Source organism: Micromonospora sp. NBRC 110009, assembly GCF_030518795.1.
Lineage (GTDB): Bacteria > Actinomycetota > Actinomycetes > Mycobacteriales > Micromonosporaceae > Micromonospora.
Map to the genome: position 1 here is coordinate 5,810,937 of NZ_CP130427.1, position 24,728 is coordinate 5,835,664.

25 protein-coding genes and 2 pseudogenes are annotated in these 24,728 nt (G+C 73.6%); 15 read left to right on the forward strand and 12 right to left on the reverse strand.

Translation table 11 applies throughout. The annotated features are described in order from the left end of the window. The first annotated feature begins 46 nt into the window (after positions 1-46). From Q2K19_RS27395 to Q2K19_RS27405, 3 genes are all read left to right on the forward strand, one after another. Entirely contained in the window at positions 47-1,147 is a 1,101-nt protein-coding gene (locus tag Q2K19_RS27395; RefSeq protein ID WP_302765006.1) for a CapA family protein, read from the forward strand. Positions 1,148-1,256: 109 nt separating this feature from the next. Next, a complete protein-coding gene (locus Q2K19_RS27400; RefSeq protein WP_302765007.1) occupies positions 1,257-1,928 on the forward strand; it encodes a GntR family transcriptional regulator in 672 nt (223 codons plus the stop codon). Further along, positions 1,925-3,232: an MFS transporter gene (locus Q2K19_RS27405; protein WP_302765008.1), complete on the forward strand. Its 1,308-nt coding sequence runs from the start codon at positions 1,925-1,927 to the stop codon at positions 3,230-3,232. The genes Q2K19_RS27400 and Q2K19_RS27405 overlap by 4 nt, the downstream gene beginning before the upstream one ends. Before the next feature lie 28 nt (positions 3,233-3,260). On the opposite strand, the gene Q2K19_RS27410 is transcribed toward Q2K19_RS27405, so the two are convergent. Continuing rightward, positions 3,261-3,680: a hypothetical protein gene (locus tag Q2K19_RS27410; RefSeq protein ID WP_302765009.1), complete on the reverse strand. Its 420-nt coding sequence runs from the start codon at positions 3,678-3,680 to the stop codon at positions 3,261-3,263. A 141-nt stretch (positions 3,681-3,821) separates the two neighbouring features. Between Q2K19_RS27410 and Q2K19_RS27415 the strand changes: the two genes are divergently transcribed. Both Q2K19_RS27415 and Q2K19_RS27420 read left to right on the forward strand, forming a co-directional pair. Further along, positions 3,822-4,910 (forward strand): S-(hydroxymethyl)mycothiol dehydrogenase, encoded by a 1,089-nt coding sequence (locus Q2K19_RS27415; protein WP_302765010.1) that lies wholly within the window; start codon positions 3,822-3,824, stop codon positions 4,908-4,910. Beyond that, a complete protein-coding gene (locus Q2K19_RS27420) occupies positions 4,907-5,536 on the forward strand; it encodes an MBL fold metallo-hydrolase (protein WP_302765011.1) in 630 nt (209 codons plus the stop codon). Before Q2K19_RS27415 ends, Q2K19_RS27420 begins: the two co-directional genes overlap by 4 nt. 40 nt (positions 5,537-5,576) lie before the next feature. On the opposite strand, the gene tsaA is transcribed toward Q2K19_RS27420, so the two are convergent. From tsaA to Q2K19_RS27435, 3 genes are read right to left on the reverse strand one after another with little or no spacing between them, the layout of a single operon-like run. Further along, positions 5,577-5,987, reverse strand: coding sequence for a tRNA (N6-threonylcarbamoyladenosine(37)-N6)-methyltransferase TrmO (tsaA, locus tag Q2K19_RS27425; RefSeq protein WP_302765012.1), 411 nt, complete (start codon positions 5,985-5,987; stop codon positions 5,577-5,579). Then, a complete protein-coding gene (locus Q2K19_RS27430) occupies positions 5,984-6,931 on the reverse strand; it encodes a sensor histidine kinase (protein ID WP_302765013.1) in 948 nt (315 codons plus the stop codon). Before Q2K19_RS27430 ends, tsaA begins: the two co-directional genes overlap by 4 nt. After that, the gene (locus tag Q2K19_RS27435; RefSeq protein WP_302765014.1) at positions 6,928-7,788 is read right to left on the reverse strand and encodes an MEDS domain-containing protein; all 861 of its coding nucleotides are present in this window, start codon (positions 7,786-7,788) and stop codon (positions 6,928-6,930) included. The genes Q2K19_RS27430 and Q2K19_RS27435 overlap by 4 nt, the downstream gene beginning before the upstream one ends. 418 nt (positions 7,789-8,206) lie before the next feature. Between Q2K19_RS27435 and rho the strand changes: the two are divergent. The 5 genes and pseudogenes from rho to Q2K19_RS27460 form a co-directional block, all read left to right on the forward strand. Continuing rightward, positions 8,207-9,331 (forward strand): annotated as a pseudogene (rho, locus tag Q2K19_RS27440) (transcription termination factor Rho); the annotation flags it as partial. Positions 9,332-9,553: 222 nt separating this feature from the next. Then, positions 9,554-9,808 carry a VOC family protein gene (locus Q2K19_RS27445; protein WP_302765015.1) on the forward strand — a complete coding sequence of 85 codons (255 nt, stop codon included), beginning with the start codon at positions 9,554-9,556 and terminating at the stop codon, positions 9,806-9,808. A gap of 52 nt (positions 9,809-9,860) precedes the next feature. Next, entirely contained in the window at positions 9,861-10,952 is a 1,092-nt protein-coding gene (locus Q2K19_RS27450; protein WP_302765016.1) for a DUF3626 domain-containing protein, read from the forward strand. A 235-nt stretch (positions 10,953-11,187) separates the two neighbouring features. Beyond that, positions 11,188-11,940 carry a hypothetical protein gene (locus tag Q2K19_RS27455; protein ID WP_302765017.1) on the forward strand — a complete coding sequence of 251 codons (753 nt, stop codon included), beginning with the start codon at positions 11,188-11,190 and terminating at the stop codon, positions 11,938-11,940. 783 nt (positions 11,941-12,723) lie between these two features. After that, complete coding sequence (locus Q2K19_RS27460; protein WP_302765018.1) at positions 12,724-13,311, forward strand: hypothetical protein; 588 nt, start codon at positions 12,724-12,726, stop codon at positions 13,309-13,311. A gap of 112 nt (positions 13,312-13,423) precedes the next feature. Here Q2K19_RS27460 and Q2K19_RS27465 read toward each other — a convergent pair whose 3' ends face one another. Further along, entirely contained in the window at positions 13,424-14,338 is a 915-nt protein-coding gene (locus Q2K19_RS27465; RefSeq protein WP_302765019.1) for an alpha/beta hydrolase family protein, read from the reverse strand. Continuing rightward, on the reverse strand, positions 14,335-14,676 hold the full coding sequence (locus Q2K19_RS27470) for a hypothetical protein (RefSeq protein ID WP_302765020.1): 342 nt from the start codon (positions 14,674-14,676) through the stop codon (positions 14,335-14,337). The genes Q2K19_RS27465 and Q2K19_RS27470 overlap by 4 nt, the downstream gene beginning before the upstream one ends. A 74-nt stretch (positions 14,677-14,750) precedes the next feature. On the opposite strand from Q2K19_RS27470, the gene Q2K19_RS27475 reads away from it, so the two are divergent. Then, positions 14,751-15,329: a helix-turn-helix domain-containing protein gene (locus tag Q2K19_RS27475; RefSeq protein ID WP_302765021.1), complete on the forward strand. Its 579-nt coding sequence runs from the start codon at positions 14,751-14,753 to the stop codon at positions 15,327-15,329. Here Q2K19_RS27475 and Q2K19_RS27480 read toward each other — a convergent pair. Both Q2K19_RS27480 and Q2K19_RS27485 read right to left on the reverse strand, forming a co-directional pair. After that, the gene (locus Q2K19_RS27480) at positions 15,302-16,756 is read right to left on the reverse strand and encodes an MFS transporter (RefSeq protein ID WP_302772768.1); all 1,455 of its coding nucleotides are present in this window, start codon (positions 16,754-16,756) and stop codon (positions 15,302-15,304) included. The two genes, Q2K19_RS27475 and Q2K19_RS27480, sit on opposite strands and share 28 nt — an antisense overlap. Positions 16,757-16,828: 72 nt before the next feature. Next, positions 16,829-17,065 (reverse strand): hypothetical protein, encoded by a 237-nt coding sequence (locus tag Q2K19_RS27485; RefSeq protein WP_302765022.1) that lies wholly within the window; start codon positions 17,063-17,065, stop codon positions 16,829-16,831. Between the two features lie 147 nt (positions 17,066-17,212). On the opposite strand from Q2K19_RS27485, the gene Q2K19_RS27490 reads away from it, so the two are divergent. Then, complete coding sequence (locus Q2K19_RS27490) at positions 17,213-18,382, forward strand: geranylgeranyl reductase family protein (protein WP_302765023.1); 1,170 nt, start codon at positions 17,213-17,215, stop codon at positions 18,380-18,382. A gap of 29 nt (positions 18,383-18,411) precedes the next feature. Here Q2K19_RS27490 and Q2K19_RS27495 read toward each other — a convergent pair whose 3' ends face one another. Next, positions 18,412-19,446: an NAD(P)-dependent alcohol dehydrogenase gene (locus tag Q2K19_RS27495; RefSeq protein ID WP_302765024.1), complete on the reverse strand. Its 1,035-nt coding sequence runs from the start codon at positions 19,444-19,446 to the stop codon at positions 18,412-18,414. Positions 19,447-19,543: 97 nt separating this feature from the next. On the opposite strand from Q2K19_RS27495, the gene Q2K19_RS27500 reads away from it, so the two are divergent. Continuing rightward, a complete protein-coding gene (locus tag Q2K19_RS27500) occupies positions 19,544-19,732 on the forward strand; it encodes a hypothetical protein (RefSeq protein ID WP_302765025.1) in 189 nt (62 codons plus the stop codon). Between the two features lie 65 nt (positions 19,733-19,797). On the opposite strand, the gene Q2K19_RS27505 is transcribed toward Q2K19_RS27500, so the two are convergent. Beyond that, positions 19,798-21,594, reverse strand: a complete 1,797-nt coding sequence (locus Q2K19_RS27505; protein WP_302765026.1) for a bifunctional metallophosphatase/5'-nucleotidase — start codon at positions 21,592-21,594, stop codon at positions 19,798-19,800. Between the two features lie 213 nt (positions 21,595-21,807). Between Q2K19_RS27505 and Q2K19_RS27510 the strand changes: the two are divergent. After that, positions 21,808-22,435 (forward strand): annotated as a pseudogene (locus Q2K19_RS27510) (SDR family oxidoreductase). Positions 22,436-22,462: 27 nt separating this feature from the next. Here Q2K19_RS27510 and Q2K19_RS27515 read toward each other — a convergent pair. Together Q2K19_RS27515 and Q2K19_RS27520 are read right to left on the reverse strand one after the other, a co-directional pair. Further along, positions 22,463-23,116, reverse strand: coding sequence for a nucleotidyl transferase AbiEii/AbiGii toxin family protein (locus Q2K19_RS27515; protein ID WP_302765027.1), 654 nt, complete (start codon positions 23,114-23,116; stop codon positions 22,463-22,465). Beyond that, positions 23,113-23,436 (reverse strand): hypothetical protein, encoded by a 324-nt coding sequence (locus tag Q2K19_RS27520; protein WP_302765028.1) that lies wholly within the window; start codon positions 23,434-23,436, stop codon positions 23,113-23,115. The genes Q2K19_RS27515 and Q2K19_RS27520 overlap by 4 nt, the downstream gene beginning before the upstream one ends. Before the next feature lie 582 nt (positions 23,437-24,018). Between Q2K19_RS27520 and Q2K19_RS27525 the strand changes: the two genes are divergently transcribed. Next, positions 24,019-24,606: a hypothetical protein gene (locus Q2K19_RS27525; protein WP_302765029.1), complete on the forward strand. Its 588-nt coding sequence runs from the start codon at positions 24,019-24,021 to the stop codon at positions 24,604-24,606. Positions 24,607-24,728 lie beyond the last annotated feature (122 nt).

The window sequence follows — 24,728 nt, forward strand, 5'->3', positions numbered from 1 at the left end:
CCGCCGGGCAGGTGCGGCCCGGCCCCCGGCGGGGAAAGTCCTCGGCATGTCCGAGGTGAGCCTCTTCCTGGCCGGTGACGTGATGACCGGCCGGGGCGTGGACCAGATCCTGCCCCACCCGGGGCCGCCCACCCTCTGGGAGCAGGCCGTCACCGACGCCCGCCGCTACGTGGAGCTCGCCGAGTCGGTGGGTGGGCCGGTGCCGTGCCCGGCCCCGCCGGAGTGGCCGTGGGGCGACGCGCTGCCGCTGCTCGACGAGGAGCGCCCGGACGTGCGGATCGTCAACCTGGAGACGGCGGTGACCGCGCGGGGCGAGCACGCCGCCGGCAAGGGCATCCACTACCGGATGCACCCGGCGAACCTGCCCTGTCTGACCGCCGCCCGCCTCGACGTCTGCGCGCTGGCCAACAACCACGTGCTCGACTTCGGCCCGACCGGGCTCGCCGACACCCTGGACACCCTGCACGGGGCGGGCATCCGGACCGCCGGCGCGGGCCGGGACGCCGAGGAGGCGTGGCGGCCGGCCGCGGTGCCGCTGCGTGACGGTCGCCGGCTGCTGGTCTGGTCGGTGGGCGCCCCGTCCAGCGGGGTGTTCCCGCAATGGGCCGCCGCGGGCGGGCGGCCCGGGGTGGCCTACCTGCCGGAGACCTCGGTGGCCGCGGCGGAGGCGCTCGCCGACCGGATCGCGCACGCGGCCGGGGCGACGGACCTGGTGGTGGTCTCCGTGCACTGGGGCTCCAACTGGGGCCATGAGGTGCCGGACGAACACGTCGCGTTCGCCCACGCGCTGATCGACGCCGGCGTGCACGTGGTGCACGGCCACTCGTCGCACCACCCCCGGCCGATCGAACGGTACCGGGGGCGGCTGGTCCTGTACGGGTGCGGCGACCTCATCGACGATTACGAGGGGATCGGCGGGCAGGAGGAGTACCGCCCGGAGCTGCGGCTGCTGCTCCTGCCCGCGCTCGACGCGGAGACCGGCGAGCTGTGCCGGCTGCGGCTGTTGCCGGTCCGGATGCGGCGGATGCGCCTGGAGCCGGCCGCCCCGGCCGAGGCCCGCTGGCTCGCCGATCTCCTCAACACCCTCGGCACGCCCTACGACACCCGCTTCGCCCTCACCGACACCGCCATCACCCTCACCCCCTGACCCGTTCTCCTCGGCGATCTCGCTCTCCTGCTGGGGCAGTGGGGTGGGCTGGGTCACGGTCCGCCGGCCGGGTGGACGGCGGGGAAGCGTTGAGGCGCATCATAGATACATGACGCATACGAGCGCTGCCGTGCCGGGCGTCCGGGCCACCGCGCCGTCCGCCGCCGAGCGGGCCTATCAGCACCTCAAGCGGGCCATCCTGGAGCAGGTCTACCCGGGCGGGCTGCTCGTCAGCGAGGGTGAGATCGCCGAGGCGGCGGGCGTCTCCCGCACCCCGGTCCGCGAGGCGCTGCTGCGCCTGGAGACCGAGGGCCTGGTCAAGCTCTACCCGAAGCGCGGCGCGCTGATCCGGCCCGTCTCGGCACGCGAGATCGCCGACGTCATCGAGGCCCGGCGTCTGGTGGAGCTGCACGCCGCCGAGCGGGTCTGGCCCCGCCGCGCCGAACTCCGGTCCGACCTCGCCCGCTGGCTCGACGAGATGCGCCGGGCGCACACCGCCGGCGACATCACCGCGCTGATGGCGGCCGACCGGGCGTTCCACGCCACGGTGGTGGAGGCGGCCGGCAACGAGATCCTCGCCGAGCTCTACCACCGGCTGCGCGACCGGCAGATCCGGATGGGGGAGGCCGGTTTCCGGCTCTCGCCCGGCTGGGCCGAGGTGGTCCTCGCCGAGCACGGCCGCCAGCTCGCCGCCCTCGACGGCGACGACCCGCAGGTGTGGCTGGACGCGGTCGCCGCCCACATCGACAACGCCGCGACCGTGCTGCGGACACTGCGGTGAGCGCCGCCGTCCGTACGGTCGCCCCGGGCCGCCCCGCCGCCCTGGTCTACGCCGTCGCGGTCACCGCGTACGTGGTCGCCGTGTTCCACCGCAGCTCGCTCGGCGTCACCGGCGTCGACGCGGCGGACCGCTTCCACATCAACGCCGCCACCCTGGCCACCTTCACCGTCGCCCAGCTCGGCGTGTACGCGGCCATGCAGGTGCCGGTCGGCGTGCTGCTGGACCGGTTCGGCTCGCGCCGGATGCTGCTGGCCGGCGGCGCGCTCATGGTCGCCGGCCAGCTCTGCTTCGCCGTCGCCACCGACGTCCGGCTCGCCGTCGCCGCCCGGGTGCTGGTCGGCCTCGGCGACGCGACGACCTTCATCAGCGTGCTGCGGATCGTGGCGTTCTGGTTCCCCGGCCGACGCAACCCGCTGCTCGTGCAGCTCACCGGCACCATCGGGCAGCTCGGCGCGGTGCTCGGCGCCGTACCCCTGGTGGCGCTGCTGCACCAGGCCGGCTGGACGCCCGCGTTCCTCACCGCCGCCGCGCTCGGCGCGACCGTGCTGCTGGTGGTCCTCGTCGCGGTCCGGGACGCCCCGCACGCCGAGCACCCCGGCGTCGTCGCCGCCGACCTGGCCACCGTCCGGCGGCAGCTCGCCGAGGCCTGGGCCCAGCCGGGCACCCGCCTGGGCCTGTGGTCCCACTTCGTCACCCAGTTCTCCGGCTCGGTCTTCGCGCTGCTCTGGGGCTATCCGTTCCTGGTCCAGGGGCAGGGCTTCTCGCCCACCGCGGCGGCGTCGCTGCTCACCCTGATGACCGTGGTGACCCTGGTCTGCGGCCCAGTGATCGCGCACCTGTGCGCCCGGCACCCGTTCCACCGCTCGGTGGTGGTCTTCGCGATCACCGCCGGCACCGCCGCCGTCTGGGCGGTCGTGCTGGCCTGGCCGGGTCGCGCGCCGCACTGGCTGCTGGTGACCCTCGTCGTGGTGCTCGCGGTCAACGGCCCCGGCTCGGTCATCGGCTTCGACTACGCCCGCACCTTCAACCCGGTGCACCGGATCGGCAGCGCCACCGGGATCGTCAACGTCGGCGGGTTCGTCGCCTCGATCCTGCTGGTGCTCGCCGTCGGCGTGGTGCTCGACCTGGCCACCCCGGCCGGCCGGAGCACCCCGCCGCTGGCCGCGTTCCGCTGGGCGTTCGCCGTGCAGTACCTGCTCTGGGGCGTCGGCGCGGTCCAGGTGCTGCGCTACCGCAACGCCGCCCGCCGCCGGTACGCCGCCGAACGCACCGCCGTCCCGGTTCCCGCGCCGGTCGGCGCCTGACCGCCTCGACGCAGACGGTCGGCCGCGGTCAGTGGCTGAGCCGGCGGTGGGTGAGCGAGTCCAGCATCAGGGTGAGCCCCGCGCCGACCAGCCAAACGTCCTTGGCCAGGCCGATGCCCGCCTGGGTGGGCTTCAGGCTGTGTGGCTCCCGCATGCCCGGCGTCTTCAGGTAGAGCTGCACCAGCCCGGCCCCGAACGCGGTCAGCGCCGCGCCGGCCAGCAGCGACGGGATGAAGGGCGCCAGCAGCGCGCCGCCCAGCGCCAGCTCGGCCCGGGACAGCAGCTTGGCGAACCGGTCCGGCTCGAACTGCCGCAGCTGCGGGATCGCACCGACCGCCATGCCGTGCATCCCGGCCGCGGCCTCACCCTCCAGGCTGCGCTTGCCGAGCCCGGAATTCAGGATGAACGCGCCGATGCTGACCCGGAGCGGCGCATGCGTCAATTTCATGATCACTCCCGTCGGGTGCGGAGAACCGGGCCCCCGCGTACCCCGAGAAGGGCGGGATAACCCGCCGCGAAGCGGTGGGCCGGTGGCGGTGATCGGCGGTAGGTTCGCGGGGGAATCAGACCGACACAGGCGGGAGGCAGCGTGAGTCAGGAAGTCCGGGGAGTCGTGTCGCGGCGCAAGGGCGCGCCGGTCGAGGTCACCACGATCGTGGTGCCCGATCCGGGGCCCGGCGAGGCGGTGGTCCGCGTCCAGTCCTGCGGGGTGTGCCACACCGACCTGCACTACCGGGAGGGCGGCATCAACGACGACTACCCGTTCCTCCTCGGTCACGAGGCGGCCGGCGTGGTCGAGCAGGTGGGAGCGGGGGTCACCGACGTCGCCCCCGGCGACTTCGTGGTGCTCAACTGGCGGGCGGTCTGCGGGCAGTGCCGTGCCTGCCGGCGGGGCCGCCCCTGGTACTGCTTCAACACCCACAACGCCGCGCAGAAGATGACCCTCAGCGATGGCACCGAACTCTCGCCCGCCCTGGGCATCGGCGCGTTCGCCGAGAAGACCCTGGTCCACGCCGGGCAGTGCACCAAGGTCGACCCCTCCGTCCGGCCCGCGGCGGTCGGCCTGCTCGGCTGCGGCGTGATGGCCGGCCTCGGCGCGGCGATGAACACCGGCCAGGTGACCCGGGGCGACTCCGTCGCGGTGATCGGCTGCGGCGGCGTCGGCGACGCGGCGGTGGCCGGCGCGGCGCTGGCCGGGGCGACCACGATCATCGCGGTGGACACCGACTCCCGCAAGCTCGACTGGGCCCGCAAGTTCGGCGCCACGCACACCGTCAACGCCTCCGAGGACGACCCGGTCGAGGCGATCCGCGCCGCCACCGGCGGCTTCGGCGCCGACGTGGTGATCGACGCGGTGGGCCGCCCGGAGACCTGGAAGCAGGCGTTCTACGCCCGGGACCTGGCCGGCACCGTCGTGCTGGTGGGCGTGCCCACCCCGCAGATGAAGGTCGAGCTGCCGCTGCTGGACGTCTTCGGCCGCGGCGGCGCGCTCAAGTCCAGCTGGTACGGCGACTGCCTGCCCAGCCGGGACTTCCCGATGCTCACCGCGCTCTACCAGCAGGGCCGACTGGACCTCGACGCGTTCGTCACCGAGGAGATCGCCCTCGACCAGGTCGAGGAGGCGTTCACCCGGATGCACCACGGCGACGTGCTCCGCTCGGTGGTGGTGTTCCCGTGACCGCCCGGGTCGACCACACCGTCACCTCCGGCACGTTCTCCCTCGACGGGCAGACCTTCGACGTCGACAACAACGTCTGGGTGATCGGCGACGACGCGGAGTGTGTCGTGGTCGACGCGCCGCACGACGTGGCGGCCATCCGCAGGCTCGTCGGCGATCGCCGGCTGGTCGCCATCCTGGCCACCCACGCCCACGACGACCACGTACGGGTGGCGCCCGAGCTGTCCCGCGCCACGGGCGCCCCGGTGCTGCTGCACCCCGCCGACCGGGTGCTGTGGGACCTGGTCCACCCGGACACCCCGCCGGACGGGGAGCTGATCGAAGGCGAGGCCGTCCCGGTGGGCGGCACCAGCCTGCGCGTGCTGCACACCCCCGGCCACAGCCCCGGCGCGTGCAGCCTCTACGCCCCCGAGCTCGGCGCGGTGTTCACCGGCGACACCCTCTTCGCCGGCGGGCCCGGCGCCACCGGCCGCTCCTACAGCGACTTCGGCACCATCATCGAGTCGATCCGGACCGGGCTGCTCACTTTGCCGCCGGAGACCGTCGTCCATACCGGACACGGCGACGACACCACCATCGGTGCCGAGGCGCCCCACCTCGACGAGTGGATCGCCCGCGGCCACTGAGCCGACCGCCCCGGCCGGGTCGCCGGCCCGGCCGGGTGGGTCAGCGCTCGCCGTCGAGCACCGGCTTGAGGTCGAGTACGGGGGTGCCGTCCAGCGCCTCCAGGTCGGCCACCCGCACCCGTACGCCGTCGACCTGGCGGACCCGCACCCGGTGCAGGCCGATCGGGTTCGGCCGGTGCGGCGAGCGGGTGGCGAACACGCCGGTCTCGGGGCGGGACAGGTCGCCGCGCGGGTGCACCACCAGCACGTCCCGGTCGGCCCGGTCCAGCCAGGTCAGCACCAGCACGTCCGCGCCGGCGTGCAGGCCGTCCAGCGCCGGGGCGTACGCCTCGTCGAAGACCAGCCACGCCTCCGGCGCCCCCTCGTCGCCCTGCTTCGGCGCGGTCGCCGGATCGGTCAGCGGGGACGCCACCCGCCCGACCGGACGCAGGGGATAGCCGGCGTCGTTCATGGACCCTCCCGCAGCATGTGCAGCCGGACCGTGGTGCCGGCCGCCGACGTGTGCACCAGCACCAGGTCGCAGAGCGCGTGCACGATCACGAGGCCCCGACCGCCGACGCCGTCGGGCGCCGGGGTGAGTCGCCCGGCCAGCGGGTCGGAGAGCCGGCCGTCGTCGCGGATCTCGCAGACCAGGTGACTGTCGGTCCGCCACACCTGCAGCGTGCCCGCGCCGCCGGCGTGCACGATGCTGTTGGCGGCCAGCTCGGTCACCGCGATCTGCAGGTCGGCGACCCGTTCGGTGTCCAGGCCGGCGCCGGCCGCCCGGTCGGCCACGAACCGGCGCACCAGTGCGAGGCTCTCCAGGCCGTAGCGGAGCACGGCGACCGGTTCGGCCGGCACGGGCAAGGGCTGGTTGTGCCGCTGCGCCACCTCGGCCGGCGCGTAGCCGGCGGTGGGCCGGCTGCCGCCGCCGTCCAGTAGCAGCGGATGGGTGCGGCGGGCCTCCGCGAGCACCCCCGGCGCCAGCCGGCCCGCGTCGTACGGGCACAGCACACTCACCTCGCGGCCCGCCAGCGCCCAGTTGATCGCGGCTTCGTGCTGCGCGCAGGCCGGGTACTCCTGGGCGGTGCGTCCCGGCCAGACCGGCTCCCCGACGATGCGTACCCGGTGCCCGGGGTGCCGGTTCGCGAACGCCTGCAGCACCCACGGCAGGATCCGGCCCGGGTTCCGCCCGGCCCGGGCCATGTCGGTCCAGCGGACGGCGTCGCCGTCCGTGCCCAACGCGGCGCGGATCAGCGCCAGCTGCGGGCCGGGCGTGACCACCAGCACCGGCTCACCGGCGGCCAGTCCTTCCTGGACGAACGGCACGACCGTGGCCAGCATGCTCGTCGGGTCGGGGTAGAGGAGAAGTTCGTGGCGCAGGCCGGTGGCGTTGGTACCGCAGGGTGCGGTCATGCCCGCGAGCCCGTCGGGGTTCCGCTGTCGAGCAGGCCCAGCAGCCGGCTCAGCGCCGGCCGGCAGCCCACCAGCCGGATGCCGGTGGCGCTGCTCCGGTCGGCCCGGACCAGCGCGGTCGCGGCACCCACGTCGGCGAAGCTCAGCTCGGAGACGTCCAGCACCGGCGCCCGGCTCGCCGCCCCGACGCCCGTCACGTCGTTCAGCACCGCGGTGAACGCCTCCCGGTTGCTCTGGTCCACCTCGCCCACCAGCCGCAGGCCCGGCGGGTCGGTCATCCGGTACGCCCGCAGCAACGGCGACCAGGTCCGATCGCTCTCCGGCGCGGCGGTCCCCGGGTGGGCGGCGGCGAGGGCCCGCAGCCGGTCGGCGGGGAACAGCCGCCGGTCGTACAGGCACAGGCCGGCGATCCGCGCGTCCAGGAAGTGCGGGTTGAGCGCCGACTCGTACCGGTGGAGCTCGTCCAGCGTGGTGCGGCTGCGCAGCACCCAGGACATGTCCCCGCAGAGCCGCACCCCCGGGTAGCCCTCGCGCTGCCCCCGGGTGACCTCGTCCACCACGGCGGCCACCAGCGCCTCCGGCACCAGCCGCTCGCCCGACAGGTACCTCTCCGCCGCCGGCACGACCTGCAGCTGCCCGGCCGCCACAGCGGCCTCGGCCGACACCCCGGCAGCCTGGACGCGGGCCCGCAGCGCCTGGGGGGTCGACGAGTCGGTGAAGCAGATGACCTTGTGGCCGAGGCGCAGGCCGGTGGCCGCGAAGCGGCCGGCGACGTTGAGAGCCGCCCCCTCGTCGTCGTAGGTCCAGCAGACGTGGTCGCCCAGGCGAATCTGGTCGACCACGGAAGTACCAGTCACGATCCTCGCTTCCGGTCGGCGCGCCCTCACTCTAACGCCGGGCTGACCGTCGACATAGCCGACAGGTTCGCTGACCTGCTTGCCCGCTCCGGCCGGCGAGGCTAATCTGGCCATGGACCCGGATGCCGGCGCTCGGCGCCACCCGGAGTCCGAATCCCCGCCCCGCCGGCCCGACCCCGGCGCCCGCGAGTTACGCGTTCCTTCTTCCACCGACGGCTGACAGCCGCCGGAGTCGCTCGTGCGCCGTCCGACCCAGCCCGGGGGCCGACGGCCTGCGCCGCCGTTCCCCGCCCGGCCGAGCCCGCCGAGGCGCCGCTCGGCGCTCACCCGCGGGGTACTGCGCTCGAGTCATCCCCGCACCCCACCCTCTTCCCGCCCGCCGCACGGGCGACATACCAGGAAAGGCATTTCGATGAACACGGACACCACCGTGCCGGCTCCGGTCGCCGGCATTCTGCACACAGTGGACGATTACGCCCTGCTCCGGGTCGACGGCTACCTGTCCTCGCCCGCCGACGTCCACGTCACCGCCGCCCAGCTGCGCCGCTACGGCCTGCGCCCCGGCGACCTGGTCACCGGGGCCGTCGGCGCCGCTCCGCGCCGGGGCCGGCACGCCCCGCTGGTCCGGCTCGACACCGTCAACGGGATGGAGCCGGAGGAGGCGAGGCGTCGGCCGGAGTTCTACAAGCTCACTCCGCTGTACCCGCAGGAGCGGCTGCGGCTGGAGACCGAGCCGCACATCCTGACCACCCGGGTGATCGATCTGGTGATGCCGATCGGCAAGGGGCAGCGGGCGCTGATCGTGTCGCCGCCGAAGGCCGGTAAGACGATGGTGCTGCAGGCGATCGCGAACGCGATCACCCGCAACAACCCGGAGTGCCACCTGATGGTGGTGCTGGTCGACGAGCGGCCGGAAGAGGTCACCGACTTGTCTCGGTCGGTGAAGGGCGAGGTCATCGCGGCCACGTTCGACCGTCCGCCGCAGGACCACACCACGGTGGCGGAGCTGGCGATCGAGCGGGCGAAGCGCCTGGTCGAGCTGGGGCACGACGTGGTCGTGCTGCTCGACTCGCTGACCCGGCTCGGCCGTGCCTACAACCTCTCCGTCCGCTCGGCCGGGCGTACGCTCTCCGGCGGGGTGGACGTGGCGGCGCTCAACCCGCCGAAGCGGCTGCTCGCCGCGGCGCGCAACGCCGAGGAGGGCGGCTCCCTCACCATCCTCGCCACGGCACTGGTGGAGACCGGGTCGGCCGCGGACACGCTCATCTACGAGGAGTTCAAGAGCACCGGCAACGCCGAGCTGAAGCTGGACCGCGCGCTGGCCGATCGGCGTACCTATCCGGCGGTGGACATCCGCGCCTCCGGCACCCGCCGGGAGGAGCTGCTGCTGACCGACGTGGAGCGGCGGCGACTGCGCGGGCTGCGGTCCGCACTGTCCCAACTGGACCGCCAGCCGGCGCTGGAGCAGCTGCTGCGCCAGCTCGCCGCCACCCCGGGCAACCCGCAGTTCCTGGCCCGGCTCGGCGCGACCGCCCACGGCTAGGATCGGGCGTCATGACGGACCCTCGGGACGACCGGCCGCCGACCGTACGCCAGCTTCGCCTCGTGGTCGAGGCCGACGACTACGACGCGGCGGTCGCCTTCTTCCGCGACGCCCTCGGGCTCCCCGAGGAGGCGGCGTACTCCGGGGGCGAGGGTGCTCGGGTGGTGATCCTGGAGGCGGGCCGGGCCACCCTGGAGCTGGCCAACCCGGTACAGAAAACGCATGATCGACGAGGTGGAGGTCGGCCGGCAGGTCGCGCCCCGCCTGCGGGTGGCGTTCGAGGTGGACGACAGCCGCGCGGTGACCGAACGCCTGGTCGCCGCCGGTGCCCGCGAGGTCGCTCCGCCAACCGTCACCCCCTGGCAGTCGCTCAACGCCCGCCTCGACGGCCCGGCGGGCCTGCACCTCACCGTCTTCCAGGAGCTGCGGAGCCCGGAGGAGCGCGCCGCCCTGGACGGCTTCGGCACCGACGCCTGACCGGGTGGGAAACCGGCTGCGTCCCGGCATCCGTCGGCCGATACTCGGGCCCGTGCCCGACCCGACGTTGACCCCCGCGCAGGCCGCCGCCCTCCGGTACGTGCGGGACGTGGCGCTGCGCGACCGGCCGGCCGCGCTCGCCGCCATCGCCGACCACCTCGCCCGCTCGGGCGTCGCGTACCGGTCGGCGGAGGTGGTCGCGGCCGTTGCCGCGCACGGCCGGCTCACCCTCAACTTCCACCCCGACCGGCCGCTGCGCGACGGCCGCACGGTGGCCGAGGCGCTCGACCAGGAGGGCGTCTACCGCAGCCAGTTCGAGACCGGCATCTCCAACGGCGGCCTGACCGCCTTTCCGGGCGGCGACCGGGACCGCTGGGAGCAGACGCTGTTCGGTGGGGCATACCACCGGCCGGGCGTGCTCCCCGCCGAGCGCCCGAAGTACGGCGGCCTCAACCTGCTCGACCACCCGGACGGCTCGTGCCCCCGGTTCGGCTCCTGCCACCTGCGGCTGCGGCCGGAGGTGCTCGCCCGGTCCACGTTCAGCTTCGGGGACAGCGCCACGGAGCCGAGCGAGTTCGGCACGGTCGAGATCTTCGAGCCGGTGCTCGCCGCGCTGCTGACCGCCACCGCCGGCACCGGCGTCAGTCTCGGACTGGCCGGCATGGATCCGGACACCCTGGTACGCAGGTTGCTGCACCGCCGGGAGCCGGCATCCGACGCGGCCGGGCGGGCCCTGGACGACTACATCGAGGCCCAGGTCCACGGCGAGCTGAGCCTGGCCCGGGACGTCGAGGCGATCGTGGCCGACCCCTCGTTCCGGGGCACCGACACCGGACGGCTTCTCATCGGGGTCGCCCGCCGGAACGGCGTCCCGCTGTGCTGGCACGCCGGATTCGAGCTGCCGGTCGACGGCATCGACGCCGAGTTCCGCGGGCCGGCGATCCCGCCGCTGGCCGCGCGGGTGCATGCCGAGTTCGCCCGCCCGGAGGAGCCGGTGCACGCCGCGTTGATCGGTAGGGCCGCCGCCTCGGTGGTCAGGGAGCCGCAGCGGTGGGCCGACCGCGGCCCGACCGACCTGACCCTCCAGCACCTCAAGCAGCTCTGGCACGTCCTGGTCCGCTTCGGCACCCCGGCCGCCGGCTGACCGCTCCCGCCCTCGCCGGGCGGTTTCCGCCTCTCCGGTACGCCCCGTCCCGGCGTGCCCGGCTGGTCTCGTGACCTGGGCCGCAGCCCGCCGCCACTCCGGCATTTCCGGAATGACCGACAGGTCGAGCCGGTTGTGTCCCCCGTACCGCCGGCACGCAAACCCCGTACCGGCCAGCAGTTCCCCCGAGGCCGCTCACCCCGGAGCGAGTCGTAACGACGAAAGGGCAACCATCGTGGAGCAGTACTTCACTCGATGGCTCCCCGCCATCGCGAAGACCGCCGTCGCGAAGGCCGCCATCGCGAAGACCGTCATCGCGAACTCCGCCGTCGCGAAGACCCCGAACCGCAAGGCCGCGCTGACCGTCGCGGGCGTCGCCGCCCTGGGCGGGCTGGCGTTCGGCCCCACGGCCATCGCCGCCCCGGTCACCAGCGGCCCGCACGCCGGCGCCGTCGAGGCCATCGACCTGGCCACCGGCAAGAAGACGGCCACCGTCGAGTCGGGTCTCACCACCGGCAGCGACAAGGTCCCGGCCAAGCCCGACCGGCCCAGCAAGGACCAGCTCATCCCGCACGGCGTCGAGGGCGCCCAGTCGCGCATCCCGCTCGACGACGCGCAGGTCGCCAACGCCAAGGCCATCGTCAAGGCGGCCAAGGAGACCGGCGTGGGGGAGCGGGGCGCCGTCATCGGCGTCGCGACCTCGCTGCAGGAGTCGAAGCTGTACAACCTCGGCCACCTGGGCGACTACAACGACCACGACTCGGAGGGCCTGTTCCAGCAGCGCCCGTCGTCCGGTTGGGGCACGCCCGAGCAGGTCACCGACCCGGACTACGCGTCGAAGGCGTTCTTCAACGCGTTGAAGAACGTGGGCGGCTGGCATGACCTGCCGCTGACCGCGGCGGCGCAGACGGTGCAGGTGTCCGCCTTCCCGTACGCGTACGCGCAGTGGGAGGAGCAGGCCGCGGACATCGTCCAGCAGCTCTGGTGATCTCGTCTTTCACGACCGGCCGGTCCCTTTCGGGGCCGGCCGGTTTCGTCTGTTGCCAAGTTGCGGTTGTCGGGGGTGGCCCGCCGTGTCCGGCCCCGTCCGGACCCGTGCGGTCTGCGCGGTCTGCGCCTGAGGTACGCCGGATGTCTGGTTCCAGGCCTTCCGGCGGCGGCCCACGACGGGCGGGGTTCGGGGGCCGGGCCAGCCCGAGGGCCCGCCAGACGTCCGGCGGCGCCGGCCGGCCGGGGCGCAGCTCTCCCGGCACCGCCGCGACGGTCAGGCGCCCCGGCCCGTCATGCCGCTGCTTTCCTCCGCCCCCGGCGCTGCTGCCGCCCTCCTCCGCACGGGGTGCCGACTGTTTTGTCCGGTTGTGGGCTGGCTGGGTGTGCTGGGTGGAACGTCATGGCTGTCTCCGGGCTCCGGTGACCTCCATAGCGTTCCACTGACCGCGTCGAGGCCTGCGTGGCCTGGCTGTGACTGGGCCGGTTGTCCGGTTTGGGGGTGTGACCGTCGGCATCCCGGGGCCGGAATGGTGGGCGGGCCGGGGTCGTTGAACACGGGTGAATGACCGAGGAAGGACGCCCCGCCTGGCGGGGTGTGCGGGCCCGGAATGATGGTGGGCCGCCGGTCGTTACACATGGTCCCGGCGCTGCGAAGAGGCCCTGCCCCGCACGCCGGATCCCCCAAGACTTTTCCCCTTTTGTTTCTTGGGCGCCTGACGGTGCTTGCGTCTGCTGCTGACCCCCATCGGCGTGGACGCCAACCCCCGAATGGAGCTTTGTGATGAACTCGATGCTGCGTAAGAGCGTGCTGGGTGTTGCTGGTCTGGCTTTCACCGGTGGTGTGTTCGCCGGTCCGATCGCCGCTCACGCCGGCACCCCGACTGTTGCCGGCAAGCCGGTCGCGGCCGTGCAGGCCGACAAGCCGGATATGGGCAAGCTGGTTCCGCATGGTGTGCAGGGCGCCCAGTCGCGCATCGACCTGTCGGATGAGCAGGTCGCGAATGCGAAGGCGATCATTGCGGCGACGAAGAAGGCGGGTCTGCCGGAGCGGGCCGCGGTGATCTCGATCGCCACGAGCCTGCAGGAGTCGAAGCTGGAGAACCTGGGCCACCTCGGCGACAAGAATGATCACGACTCGCTGGGCCTGTTCCAGCAGCGGCCGTCCAGTGGTTGGGGTACGCCGGAGCAGATCACCAACCCCGAGTACTCGACGCTTGCGTTCGAGAAGGGTCTGAAGCAGGTCGACGGGTGGCAGGACATGCCGCTGACCGAGGCCGCCCAGACCGTGCAGGTCTCGGCCTACCCGGACGCCTACGCCCAGTGGGAGCAGCAGGCCGCCGACCTCGTCGCCCAGCACTGGAACAGCTGACCCAAGCCGTAACGCCGCTGGCCGGCACCCGAACACGGGTGCCGGCCAGCGGCGTCTGGGTGCACAGTGCCCCGACCGGCGGCGAAGGCCCCCAGCACCCACCCACAAACTTTCAACCGAGGGAGGCGATCCACGACACGACCGCCCCGGTCACCGAGGCGTCGACCGGGTTCGTGACCTCCCGGCGGTACGCGCGCAGCGACGGCGCCCCGGGCTGGCGTCGCAGCACGTGGGTGACGTCGGGCAGCACCCGAGTCTGCACCGGCCCGCCGGCGCTCGCGGCGATGACCGGCAGGTCGACGGGGTCGGTCTGCAGGTCCTTGTCGCCGGTCAACGCCAGGATCGGGGCGGTCACGCGGGCCAGGTCCGGCCGGGGGTCGTAGCGGAGGAACTCGCGCATCCACCGGGCGTTGAGGCGCTGCCCGCCGACCCAGGCCACGTCGCCCGTGGTGGCCAGGATCTTCTCGTGGTTGCGGGCCACCTTGGCCACCAGGTCGGTACGGGTGAGCCGGAGCAGCAGGCGCACCGGGGCGGGCAGGTCGGGCAGCAGCCGGGCGGCCTGCCAGCGCAGCACCTCGGCGCCGGGGCGGCCGGTGCCGGCGAGCAGGACCATCCCGGCCAGCGCGACGCCGCGGGCGGCCATCGCGGTGGCGGTGAGCGCTCCCTCGCTGTGCCCGACCAGGAAGAGCTTTCCGGCGTCCACCGCCGGGTCCGCGCCGAGCGCCGCGAGGGCGGCCTGCGCGTCGTCGACGTTCTCATGGAAGCCGGTCCGCGGGAAGCGGCCGGAGCTGTCGCCCACGCCCCGGCGGTCATACCGAAGGGTGGCCACGCCTGCGTCGGCCAGCGCGGCGGCCAGGTCCCGCTGGATCCCGAGGGGCAGCCGGCGGTGGTCGCCGTCCCGGTTCAGCGGCCCGGAGCCGGGCAACAGCAACGCCCCGGGGCGTGGTCCGGCTCCGGCGGGCAGGGTGAGCGTGCCGACCAGCCGGTGACCGGCCGAGGTGAAGCTCAATTCCCGCTCGATCGTCATCCGCGTACCGCCTCCGCGAGGGCCGGGGCGTCGTCGGCGCCGACCAGCACGGCGTCGTACCGCTGGCCGGCGAGGGTGATGCGGACGGCCGGCTGGCCGGCGCGGACGCTGACGAACTCCCGGCCGCTCCGGCCGCGCCAGGTGCCGACCTTCCGGCGCCCGGGCACGCCGAGCCCGGGCGCCCGCAGGCCGCGGGTGGCGTGCAGGCCGTCGGGCTCGACGGTGACGGCGCGCACGGCGCTGCGCGGGAACCGCAGGTCGCCCCGGAGGGCCCAGAGCTTCTCGGCGGCGGTGAGCCGCACCTGGATCAGGTCGGTGGTGAGGTCGATGGTGGCCATCGAAGGGCTCCTCGTCTCGCTATAATCTCTCTGACGAGAACGTTATCACTGACGATAATGAAAAGGGGTGGGGTGTGGCCCTCGACACCGCGGAGCTGCTGCTGCATCCGGTCCGGCTGCGGGTCGTCCAGGCGTTCCTGGGTGGTCGCACCCTGACCACCGCCGATTTGCGCGCCGAGCTGCCCGAGGTCCCGCCGGCCACCCTCTACCGGCAGGTCGGCACCCTGGCGGAGCACGGCGTCCTGGTCACGGTCGGCGAGCGCCGGATCCGCGGCGCCGTCGAGCGCAGCTACCGCCTGGACGAGGCGGCGGCCTCGGTGGACGCGGACGCGGCCCGGGCGATGGGTCCGGAACAGCACCGCCGGGCCTTCCTCACCTTCGTCGCGGGCCTTCTCGCCGACTTCGACCGCTACCTCGACAACGGCGGCGGCGACCTGGCCCGCGACCTGGCCGGCTACCGGCAGAACGCCTTCCACGCCACCGACGCCGAGGCGGCCGAGTTCGTCACCCGGCTCCGGGCACTGTTCGCCGAGTACGCGGCGCTGGGCCCCGCTCCCGACCGGACCCGCCGGCTGCTCACCACCGTCCTGCTGCCGGCCGCCCGGCCCGAGGGCGCCGCGGCCGATCAGGGGGCGCCGGCGGAGCGGCGGTGACCGGCGACGATGTCCACCACGGCGGCGCCCAGCGCCACCACGATGATCCCGGTGGCCAGCAGCAGCGAGTGTCGGAAGGCGGCGGCCCAGTCGCCGCGGGTGCTGGCCAGCGACGAGAAGAACAGCGCGCCCACCCCCGCGATACCGGCGGCCGAGCCGATCCGCTGCCCGGTCTGCAGCATGCCCGCCCCGCTGCCGGCCTGCGGCACCGGCACCTCGGACAGGGTGAGGGTCTGGTTGGGCGCGATCACCAGGCCGCTGCCGATCCCGGCGAGCAGCAGCGGCACCGCGGTGCGCAGCGGCACCGAGTGGTGCGGTTCGCCGTGCAGCACGACGACCGTGGCGATCAGCCCGACCGCCACGAGCAGCAGTCCGATGGCGACCAGCGGCCGGCCGTACCGGGTGACCACCCGCCCGCCCAACGCCGACGCGGCCGCCGAGCCGAGCGCGAACGGGGTGATCGCCAGGCCGGCGATCAGCGCGCTGTAGCCGAGCCCGATCTGCAGGTAGAGCGTGAAGATGAAGAAGATCGCGGTGAACCCGGCGAAGTAGACCAGGCCGATCAGCGCGCCCAGCGTGTACGAGCGCAGCCCGAACAGCCGCAGGTCGAACAGCGGCTGCTGGTGGCGGGCGTACCGCCGTTCCCAGAGCGCGAAGCCGGCCAGGCAGAGCAGCCCGGCGGGGATCAGCGCCCACTTGCCCGGGCCGTGCCACTGCGCCCGCTGCACCAGCGGCAGCAGCACCAGGGTCACCCCGGCGCCGAGCAGCACCACCCCGAGGGGGTCGAGCCGGTGCCGGTCGGGCTGGCCGGCGGGCCGGGTCGGAATGAGCCGCCAGCCGAGCAGCATGGCCACGATGCCGACCGGGACGTTCACGAAGAACACCCACCGCCAGCCGTGCTCCTCACCGCCGAGTTGGATGAGCAGCCCACCGAGCAGCGGACCGACCGCGGTGGAGATGCCGATGGTGGCACCGAGCAGCCCGAACGCCCGACCGCGTTCGGCACCCCGGAACAGCTCCTGGATCATCCCGCTCACCTGCGGGTTGACCACGCCGGCGGCGGCGCCCTGGACGAGCCGGGCGATGATCAGCCACTCCGGCGAGCGGGCCAGCCCGGCCAGCGCGCTGGTCAGCGTGAACAGCGCGACGCCGACCACGAACGCGGTTCGCCGGCCGCGCGCGTCGCCGAACCGCCCGGCCGGCACCAGCACCAGGCCGAAGGTGAGCGCGTACCCCGACAGCACCCACTGCAGGTCGCTCGGCGTGGCGTGGACGGCCCGGTCGATCGACGGTATGGCGACGTTGACGATGCTGATGTCCAGCAGCGTCATGAACGCGGCGACCAGGCCGACGCCGAGCGCCTGCCACCGCCGCCGGCCGCCGTACCCGGCGGGTTCCGCTGGCGCCGACGACGGGTCCGCGCTCATCGTGCCCCCCGAGAACCGTCGATCACGCATCCCCGATCGCTACCCGGCCCCCGGTGGGGCAAACAGTGAACGTCAGGCCATCTGGCGCGCGCACCACCGTGGGCCGAAGTCGAGGCCGGCCATCGGGGAGTCCTCCCGGTGCAGCAGGCCCCGTTCGGTGAGCAGGTGCAGCGGCTCGCGCAGCTCCTCCTCGGTCATCCCCGCCTCCTGGGCGATCAGGTCAGGGTAGGGGACGTGGCCCCGCACCTCCAGCGCGGACACGGCCTGGTACACCCGTTCCTCGATCGCAGACAGCTGTACCTGCTGCATCGCTTCCCTCCTCGGCGTGGCCCGCCCGACCACGGGCGGTCTGCGCCCGGCGCTTACCCCGAGGCTGTCCGATGATGCCCACCCGATCGGGGCCCTCGCGGGGCCTGCGAGGGGCGTTCCCGCCGCCCCGTGCCCTAGGCTGCACCAGTGATCATCTGGGATCTCGTGGTCGTCGGCGGTGGCCCCGCCGGCCTCTCCGCCGCCCACGCCGCGGCCCGTGCCGGAGTGCGCACGCTGGTGATCGAGCGCGCCACGCATCCCCGCTACAAGACCTGCGGGGGCGGCCTGATCGGGACGTCGCTGGCCGAAATCGCCGACCGGATCGAGGTGCCGGTGGACGACCGGGTGGACCGGATCACGGTCACCCGGGACGGGCGACGCGCCTTCACCCGCCGGCACTCGGGTCCGCTGCTCGCCATGGTGCGGCGGGAGAAGTTCGACGACCGGCTGCGCGCGGCCGCGGTCGCCGCCGGGGCCGAGGTCCGCGAGGGCGTCCCGGTCCGCGCCGTGGAGCAGGACCCCGACGAGGTACGCCTCCGGCTGGCCGACGGGGACGTGGTCCGCGCCCGCACCGTCATCGGCGCCGACGGCTCCTCCGGGGTCACCGCCCGGCATGTCGGGGTGACCTTCCGCCAGGTCGACCTGGGCCTGGAGGTGGAGCTGCCGGTGCCCCCGGACGAGCAGGAGCGGTGGCGCGGCCGGGTGCTGCTGGACTGGGGACCGGTCCCCGGGTCGTACGCGTGGGTCTTTCCCAAGGGCGACGACCGGCTCACCGTCGGCGTCATCTCCGCCCGCGGCGCGGGGGAGCGCACCCGGGCCTACCTGCGCGACTTCGTCGCGCGGCTGGGATTGTCCGGGTTGACTCCGGAGCACGACTCCGGCCACCTGACCCGCTGCCGGGCCGAGGACGCGCCGCTGCGCCGCGGCCGGGTGCTGGTCGCCGGCGACGCCGCGGGCCTGCTGGAACCGTGGAGCCGGGAGGGCATCAGCTACGCCCTGCGCTCCGGCCGGCTGGCTGGCGAGGCCGTCGCCGGCGGCGACCCGGCGGCCTACGAGCGCGAGGTGCACCGGCAGCTCGTGCCGGCCATGCGGGCCGGGCACCGGCTGCTGGAGGTGTTCGAGCGGCGGCCGGATGTGATCCACGCGCTGCTCGCCACCCCACCGGGCTGGCGGATGTTCGTGCGGTTCTGCCACGGCCGCACCAGCTTCGAGGAACTCGTCACCCGCGGCCCGGTCCGGGCCGGGCTGGCCCTGGTGGACCGGCTCCCACCGTGGCGGCCGAGGGCGGCCGCCGCGCCGGACAGCGCCGCCCGCTAGGACCTCCGCCGCAGGTCGTCCGGCCCCGGTCAGGGCACGATGACCGCCCGCCCGTGGATCTCCCTGCGGCGCAGCAGCTCGTACGCCTCCGGCGCCTCGGCGAGCGGGAAGGTCTGCACGTCGGCCTGCAGCACCCCGCCCCGGGCCAGCGCGATAACCTCCTGGAGTTCCGCCCGGGTGCCCCAGAACGGCACCTGGACGCTGGTCTCCAGCGGCAGGGTCGGCGGCTCGTCGGCGACCGGCCGGACCGGCAGTGTGCCGCCGGCGAGGCCGACGAGCAGCACCTGGCCGCCGGTGGCGACCACCTGCCGGGCGGTGGTCAGCGTGGGGTCGGCCCCGACGAAGTCAAGCACCACGTCCGCTCCGTCCGGCGCCGCACCGACCAGCCCCCGGACCTGGTCGACGCTGTCCGGCCCGGCCTGCACCACGGCGTGCGCGCCCAGCCGGCTGGCCAGGTCGAGCGCGGCGACGCTGGTGTCCACCGCGACGATCCGGACGGCGGTGGTGGCCACCAGGATCTGCACCGCCATGTGGCCCAGCCCGCCGATCCCGATCACCACGCAGGTCGTCCCGGGACGCAGCTTCGCGCGGGCCAGTTCGACGGCGTGGTAAGGGGTGAGCCCCGCGTCGGTCAGCGGGGCCACCAGGGTCAGGTCCAAGTCGCCCACGTGCAGCAGCCGCGAGGCGGGCACCGCCACGTACTCGGCGAGCCCGCCGTCGCGGCTGAGCCCGATCCCGCCCACCGGCACCACCCGGCACTGGTTCTCCAGCCCACGCAGGCAGGCCCGGCAATGGCCGCAACCGATGATCCCGTAGACCGCGGCCCGGTCCCCGGCCGCCCAGGCGTCCACCCCGGCGCCGACGCTGTCGACGGTCCCGGCGATCTCGTGGCCGAGCGTCATCGGGGTGGGGAAGAGCCCGGGCGGGGCGTCGAGGATGTGCAGGTCGGAGTGGCAGGCGCCGACCGCCGCGACGCGGAGCAGGACCTCGCCCGGGCCGGCCGTCGGGGTGGCCACCTCGACCTGTTCGAGCACACCGGGAGCGGTCATCCGTACCGCGCGCATCGTCGTCCTCCACCTGGTCACCGGCGGTCGTCGCGGCGGCTTACCCGCGCCGTTCCGGTTGATGCGGACGGTGGTCGGTCGGGCGCACAATGCGGTCATGAGCGAGCCGACCGAGTCGTTCACCGACGAGGAGTACGCGTTTCTGCGGCACGTACGCTTCGGCGAACTGCCGCCCGCGGTCCGACCCGAGGACCGGGTGGAGCTGACCGAGACCGAACCGCGCCGCGACCGGCCGGACCCGGCCGGCGCGCAGCACGACTGGGACCTGCGCGCGGGCGGCGCCTGACCGGCCCGGAAACGGGCGACGGGCCCCGGGCGCGACCACCCGGGACCCGTCGGCTGCGGTACGGATCAGAAGACCGGCACGCCCTCGCGGACCAGCTTCCAGTTCGCCACGAAGAAGTCGGCCGGGTCGATGACGCCCTTGGCCTGCGCCCAGTCGATCAGCAGCTGGCGGATCTCCTGCTGCTGGTTGTAGACCTGGGTCTTCACGATGCCGGGGAAGTTGCCGCCACCGCTGCGCCGGTAGTTGTTCACCGCGACGACGAACTGCGCCTCCGGCGCGACCGGGGTGTCCGTGCCCGGCAGGACCAGGCGGGTGATCCGCTGGCCGACCGGCTTCGAGATGTCGATGTCGTAGTCGAGCCCGGAGATCGCGTCGTAGTTGTAGTCCGGCACGGCCGGGTCGCTGATGGTGTTCACGTCCACCGGCGCGCCGACCGGGACGGTGACGAAGTACTTCGCCGAGTACTCCAGGTACGCCTTCACCTCGGCGCCGGTCATCACGACGGCCTCGAGGGTGTTGTCGAAGACGTAGAGCCCGGCCACGTCACGGATCCGCACGTCACCCGCGGGGAAGACCGCCGTCCGGCTGAACGGCGACGCCTGCGACAGCACCGGCAGTCCGGCGTACGCGGTGCCGGCGAGGGCCTTCGTGACCACCTCGGCCTGGACGTGGTTGATGAAGTCCAGGATCGGGGTGTCCTTGTACCGCGACTCCGCCGCGGGCAGCTCCACCGTGCACCGCGCCACCACCTGGTTGACGTAGCCGACGGTCTTGTCGTGCTGGCCGCGCACCGCCGCGAGCACCGCCGGGTCCTCGACCACGGTGTTGGTGTTCAGCATGGTGGCGGACTTGCTCAGCACCGTCCACCGGCCCTTGACCTTCTGGACGGTGAAGTCCATCCGGGTCAGCCGCTGGCCCCACTTCGACGGCTCCGAGGTGAGCACCCGCTCGCCGGTGGCGGCGTTGGTGACGAACTTCTGCGGCACCTCGTTGTGGGCGTGGCCGAAGAGGATCGCGTCGATCCCCGGGACCTGCTCGGCGATCAGCGCGACCGGGTTCTCGTTCGGCAGCTCCGGCCCGTAGCTGGAGGTGCCGCTGTCGCCGCCGTGGGCGGAGATGATGACCAGGTCGGCGCCGCGCTCCCGCATGATCGGCACCCACTTGGCGGCGGTCGCGATCATGTCGGCGAAGACCAGCTTGCCCTCGACGTTGGCCCGGTCCCAGATGGCCACGCCCGGGTTGGTGAGGCCCAGGATGCCGACGTTGATGGTGGGGGAGTCATACCCGCCGAGCGAGACCTTCTTGATGACGTACGGCAGGAAGGCCGGCTTTCCGGTCGCCTCGTTGATCGCGTTCGCGGCCAGCGCCGGGAAACCGAGCTGAGAGATCCACTTGGCCAGCAGCGGCAGACCGTAGTTGAACTCGTGGTTGCCCAGGGTGACGGCGTCGTAGTTCAGCACGTTCATGGCGTTCGCCATCGGGTGCGTCTCACCGGTGGTGGTGATCGGCTCCTGCTTGGCGTAGTAGGTGGCCAGCGGGGTGCCCTGGATGGTGTCACCGGCGTCGAGCACCAGCGTCGCCTTGCCCTTGCGCTCGGCCCGGATCTGGTTCACCAGGGTGGCCAGCTTGGCGACGCCGACGTCGTTGTGCTTGCTGTCGTCGTACTCGGCGTCGCGGTAGTAGTCCCAGTTGTAGACGTTGCCGTGCGTGTCCGAGGTGCCGAGGACCGTCAGGTCCCAGGTCTTCGGGCCCTTCGCCGACTCGGCGGCCCGGGCGGGAGCGCCGGCGATCAGGGGCGCGGTCGCGGCGGCGGCCGCGACGGCCAGCACCTGGCGGCGCGAGGCGCCGGAGGAGGAGGTCATGAGGAGCCTTTCCAAGGGGGTGTAGACGCCTCGTAGGCGCCGTTGCGCACCATAACCACCGCATGTCACTCGCGCCACATCGCCCCGAGGTGTTCCACCCCACCGGCGCCGCCGTCCGCCCACGCGTAACACGAGGCCACCCGACCGGCCGTTTCCTCCTGGTACGGCTGGGTAGGCCGAAGCAGAAGTGGACGAAGGTACGAGGGAGACCCGGTGAGCGAGGACCAGTACACCCAGCAGGACCCCACCCGGCAGTACGGCCAGCAGCAGGGCCAACCGGCCCAGCAGCAACGCGCACCCGGTTCGGAGCAGAAGATGGGACCGAAGCCGGATCACGGCGAGGAGTCGTACCGGGGCAGCGGCCGGCTCGCCGGCAAGCGGGCCCTCATCACCGGCGGTGACTCGGGGATCGGCCGGGCCGTGGCCATCGCCTTCGCCCGGGAGGGCGCCGACGTGCTGATCTCCTACCTCGGCGACGAGGAGGAGGCCGACGCCCGAGACACGGTGCGCCTGATCGAGGAGGCCGGCCGCAAGGGCGCCGCAGCTGCTCGACTACGCCACCACCAAGGCGGCCATCGCGAACTTCACCAAGGCCCTCGCGCTCAACCTGGCCGACCAGGGCATCCGGGTGAACGCCGTCGCGCCCGGCCCGGTCTGGACCCCGCTGATCCCGGCCACCATGCCGGAGGAGAAGGTGCGGCAGTTCGGCACCGACACGCCGCTGGGCCGCCCCGGGCAGCCCGCCGAGCTGGCCCCGGCGTACGTCTTCTTCGCCTCCCAGGAGTCCAGCTACGTCACCGGGGAGATCCTCGGCGTCACCGGCGGCAAGCTCACCAGGTGAGGCGGCCGCACCGGTCCCTGGCCGTGCTCAGCGCGGCCAGGCGGCCATCCGGCGGCGCACCTCGGCGACCTGCTCCGGTCCCAGCCCGTAGCGGGTGAACCGTCGGTCCGGCACCCCGTCCAGGTAGCGGCCCGCCGCCCGGACGTCCGCCAGGTCCAGCGCCGGGTCCACCTGGCGGGCCAGCTCCAGCAGTTCCGCCACGCCGTAGCGGTCCAGGGCGGCCGACACGTCGATGTAGTCGCGGACCTCGCGCCGGTTCACCAGCGCGGCGGTCTTGTTGGCGATCAGGTCCCGCACGTCCATCACCGGGCCGAGGTCCATCACCACCGGGCTGCGGTAGCGGTCGAGCCGGGCCAGGCTGAGCCGGATCTGCCGGCCGTCCCGGCTCACCACGAAGTCCCGCAGGTCCCGGTCGAAACCGTCGAACAGCTCGCCCAGTCCGCTGTCCGGGTCCGCGTCGACCACCTGGTAGCCGGCCCGCTCCAGCGCGTCCCGCACCCCGGCCGCCGCGGCGGCGGCCGCGCCCTCCACGTCGGCGAACAGGTCCACGTCTTCGGTCGGGCGGGTGACCAGGCCGTGCGCCGCCCAGGCCACCCCGCCGCCCAGCACGAACCGGTGCGGGCCGGCGGCGGCCAGGGCCACCCGGGCCACCTCCCGGTAGAAGTCGTGCAGGTGGCTCACGCGGTACGCAGACCCCGGTGCCGGCTCTCCCACGCCACGCGTACGCCCCGGGGCAGGTTCAGCCGCCGCCAAACCCGGCGCAGCGTCGGCCCGTTGATCAGCGCCCGGAGGTCGTCGACGCGGGTGGTCTCCCGCAGCACGTTCTCGTACATCCAGAGCAGGTCGTCCGGGTCGCCGAGGTCGAAGGCCCGCTCGGCGCTCCACATCAGGCGCACCGGGAGCTCGACGATGCCCCGGGTGGGGCCGGTCAGCTCGGCCAGGGTACGGGCCACCACGGCGGGACGCCCGGGGCGGGCGAGGTGCGTGGTCGTGGCCTGCATGGTGTCAGGGTAACCCCTGGGCCGTTCATCGTCGGCTGCGGTTTTCGTCGGCTGCGGGTTTTCCGTGGTTGCTCGTGTCGGGTGATGGCCGGCGCCCCGGGCTGCTGCGGCCACGGGTGCGGCCCTCATCCGCAGGCACCGAGCCCGTTTTGTCCGGTTGTGGGCTGGCTGGGTGGGCTGGGTGGAACGCTGTGGATGTCTCCGGGCTCCGGTGACCTGCATGGTGTTCCACTGACCGCGCCGCAGCCTGCGCGGCCTGGCCCGTGACTGGGCCGGTTGTCCGGTTTCCGGGTGTGACCGGTGGCATCCCGGGGCCGGAATGGTGGGCGGGCGGGGGCCGTTGAATCCCGTGTACGACCGAGGAAGACGCGCCGCCGAGGCGGGTGCGTGGCCGCCGGAATGATGGTGGGCCGCCGGTCGTTACACATGGTCCCGGCGCCGCGAAGAGGCGTTCCCCCGATGCCCCGCGGGCCTGCCGGTCGAAGACTTTCCCCCTTTGCTTGTGGGCGCCTGACGGTGCTTGCGCACGATGCCGACCCCCCCTCGGCGTGTGTGCGCCAAACCCCCGAATGGAGCTTTGTCATGAACTCGATGCTGCGTAAGAGCGTGCTGGGTGTTGCTGGTCTGGCTTTCACCGGTGGTGTGTTCGCCGGTCCGATCGCCGCTCACGCCGACACCCCGACTGTTGCCGGCAAGCCGGTCGCGGCCGTGCAGGCCGACAAGCCGGATATGGGCAAGCTGATTCCGCATGGTGTGCAGGGCGCCCAGTCGCGCATCGACCTGTCGGATGAGCAGGCGGCGAATGCGAAGGCGATCATTGCGGCGACGAAGAAGGCGGGTCTGCCGGAGCGGGCCGCGGTGATCTCGATCGCCACGAGCCTGCAGGAGTCGAAGCTGGAGAACCTGGGCCACCTCGGCGACAAGAATGATCACGACTCGCTGGGCCTGTTCCAGCAGCGCCCGTCCAGTGGTTGGGGTACGCCGGAGCAGATCACCAACCCCGAGTACGCGACTCTGGCGTTCGAGAAGGGTCTGAAGCAGGTCGACGGGTGGCAGGACATGCCGCTGACCGAGGCCGCCCAGACGGTGCAGGTGTCGGCCTACCCGGACGCCTACGCCCAGTGGGAGCAGCAGGCCGCCGACCTGGTCGCCCAGCACTGGAACAGCTGACAACCGAACAGCACACGCCACGCTGGCCGGCACCCGAACACGGGTGCCGGCCAGCGGCGTCTCGCCCCCACCAGCAACCAGGTGACCGCCGTCACGGCCAGCGGCGGAAGAAGGAACCACCC

What these genes read in the sequence shown, in the direction of transcription:
- Q2K19_RS27395 (WP_302765006.1), top strand. Translation starts at nt 47, where the DNA reads ATGTCCGAGGTGAGCCTCTTCCTGGCCGGTGACGTGATGACCGGCCGG.
- Q2K19_RS27400 (WP_302765007.1), top strand. Translation starts at nt 1,257, where the DNA reads ATGACGCATACGAGCGCTGCCGTGCCGGGCGTCCGGGCCACCGCGCCG.
- Q2K19_RS27410 (WP_302765009.1), bottom strand. Translation starts at nt 3,680, where the DNA reads ATGAAATTGACGCATGCGCCGCTCCGGGTCAGCATCGGCGCGTTCATC.
- tsaA (WP_302765012.1), bottom strand. Translation starts at nt 5,987, where the DNA reads ATGAACGACGCCGGCTATCCCCTGCGTCCGGTCGGGCGGGTGGCGTCC.
- Q2K19_RS27430 (WP_302765013.1), bottom strand. Translation starts at nt 6,931, where the DNA reads ATGACCGCACCCTGCGGTACCAACGCCACCGGCCTGCGCCACGAACTT.
- Q2K19_RS27445 (WP_302765015.1), top strand. Translation starts at nt 9,554, where the DNA reads ATGATCGACGAGGTGGAGGTCGGCCGGCAGGTCGCGCCCCGCCTGCGG.
- Q2K19_RS27460 (WP_302765018.1), top strand. Translation starts at nt 12,724, where the DNA reads ATGAACTCGATGCTGCGTAAGAGCGTGCTGGGTGTTGCTGGTCTGGCT.
- Q2K19_RS27465 (WP_302765019.1), bottom strand. Translation starts at nt 14,338, where the DNA reads ATGACGATCGAGCGGGAATTGAGCTTCACCTCGGCCGGTCACCGGCTG.
- Q2K19_RS27470 (WP_302765020.1), bottom strand. Translation starts at nt 14,676, where the DNA reads ATGGCCACCATCGACCTCACCACCGACCTGATCCAGGTGCGGCTCACC.
- Q2K19_RS27480 (WP_302772768.1), bottom strand. Translation starts at nt 16,756, where the DNA reads ATGAGCGCGGACCCGTCGTCGGCGCCAGCGGAACCCGCCGGGTACGGC.
- Q2K19_RS27485 (WP_302765022.1), bottom strand. Translation starts at nt 17,065, where the DNA reads ATGCAGCAGGTACAGCTGTCTGCGATCGAGGAACGGGTGTACCAGGCC.
- Q2K19_RS27495 (WP_302765024.1), bottom strand. Translation starts at nt 19,446, where the DNA reads ATGCGCGCGGTACGGATGACCGCTCCCGGTGTGCTCGAACAGGTCGAG.
- Q2K19_RS27500 (WP_302765025.1), top strand. Translation starts at nt 19,544, where the DNA reads ATGAGCGAGCCGACCGAGTCGTTCACCGACGAGGAGTACGCGTTTCTG.
- Q2K19_RS27505 (WP_302765026.1), bottom strand. Translation starts at nt 21,594, where the DNA reads ATGACCTCCTCCTCCGGCGCCTCGCGCCGCCAGGTGCTGGCCGTCGCG.
- Q2K19_RS27520 (WP_302765028.1), bottom strand. Translation starts at nt 23,436, where the DNA reads ATGCAGGCCACGACCACGCACCTCGCCCGCCCCGGGCGTCCCGCCGTG.
- Q2K19_RS27525 (WP_302765029.1), top strand. Translation starts at nt 24,019, where the DNA reads ATGAACTCGATGCTGCGTAAGAGCGTGCTGGGTGTTGCTGGTCTGGCT.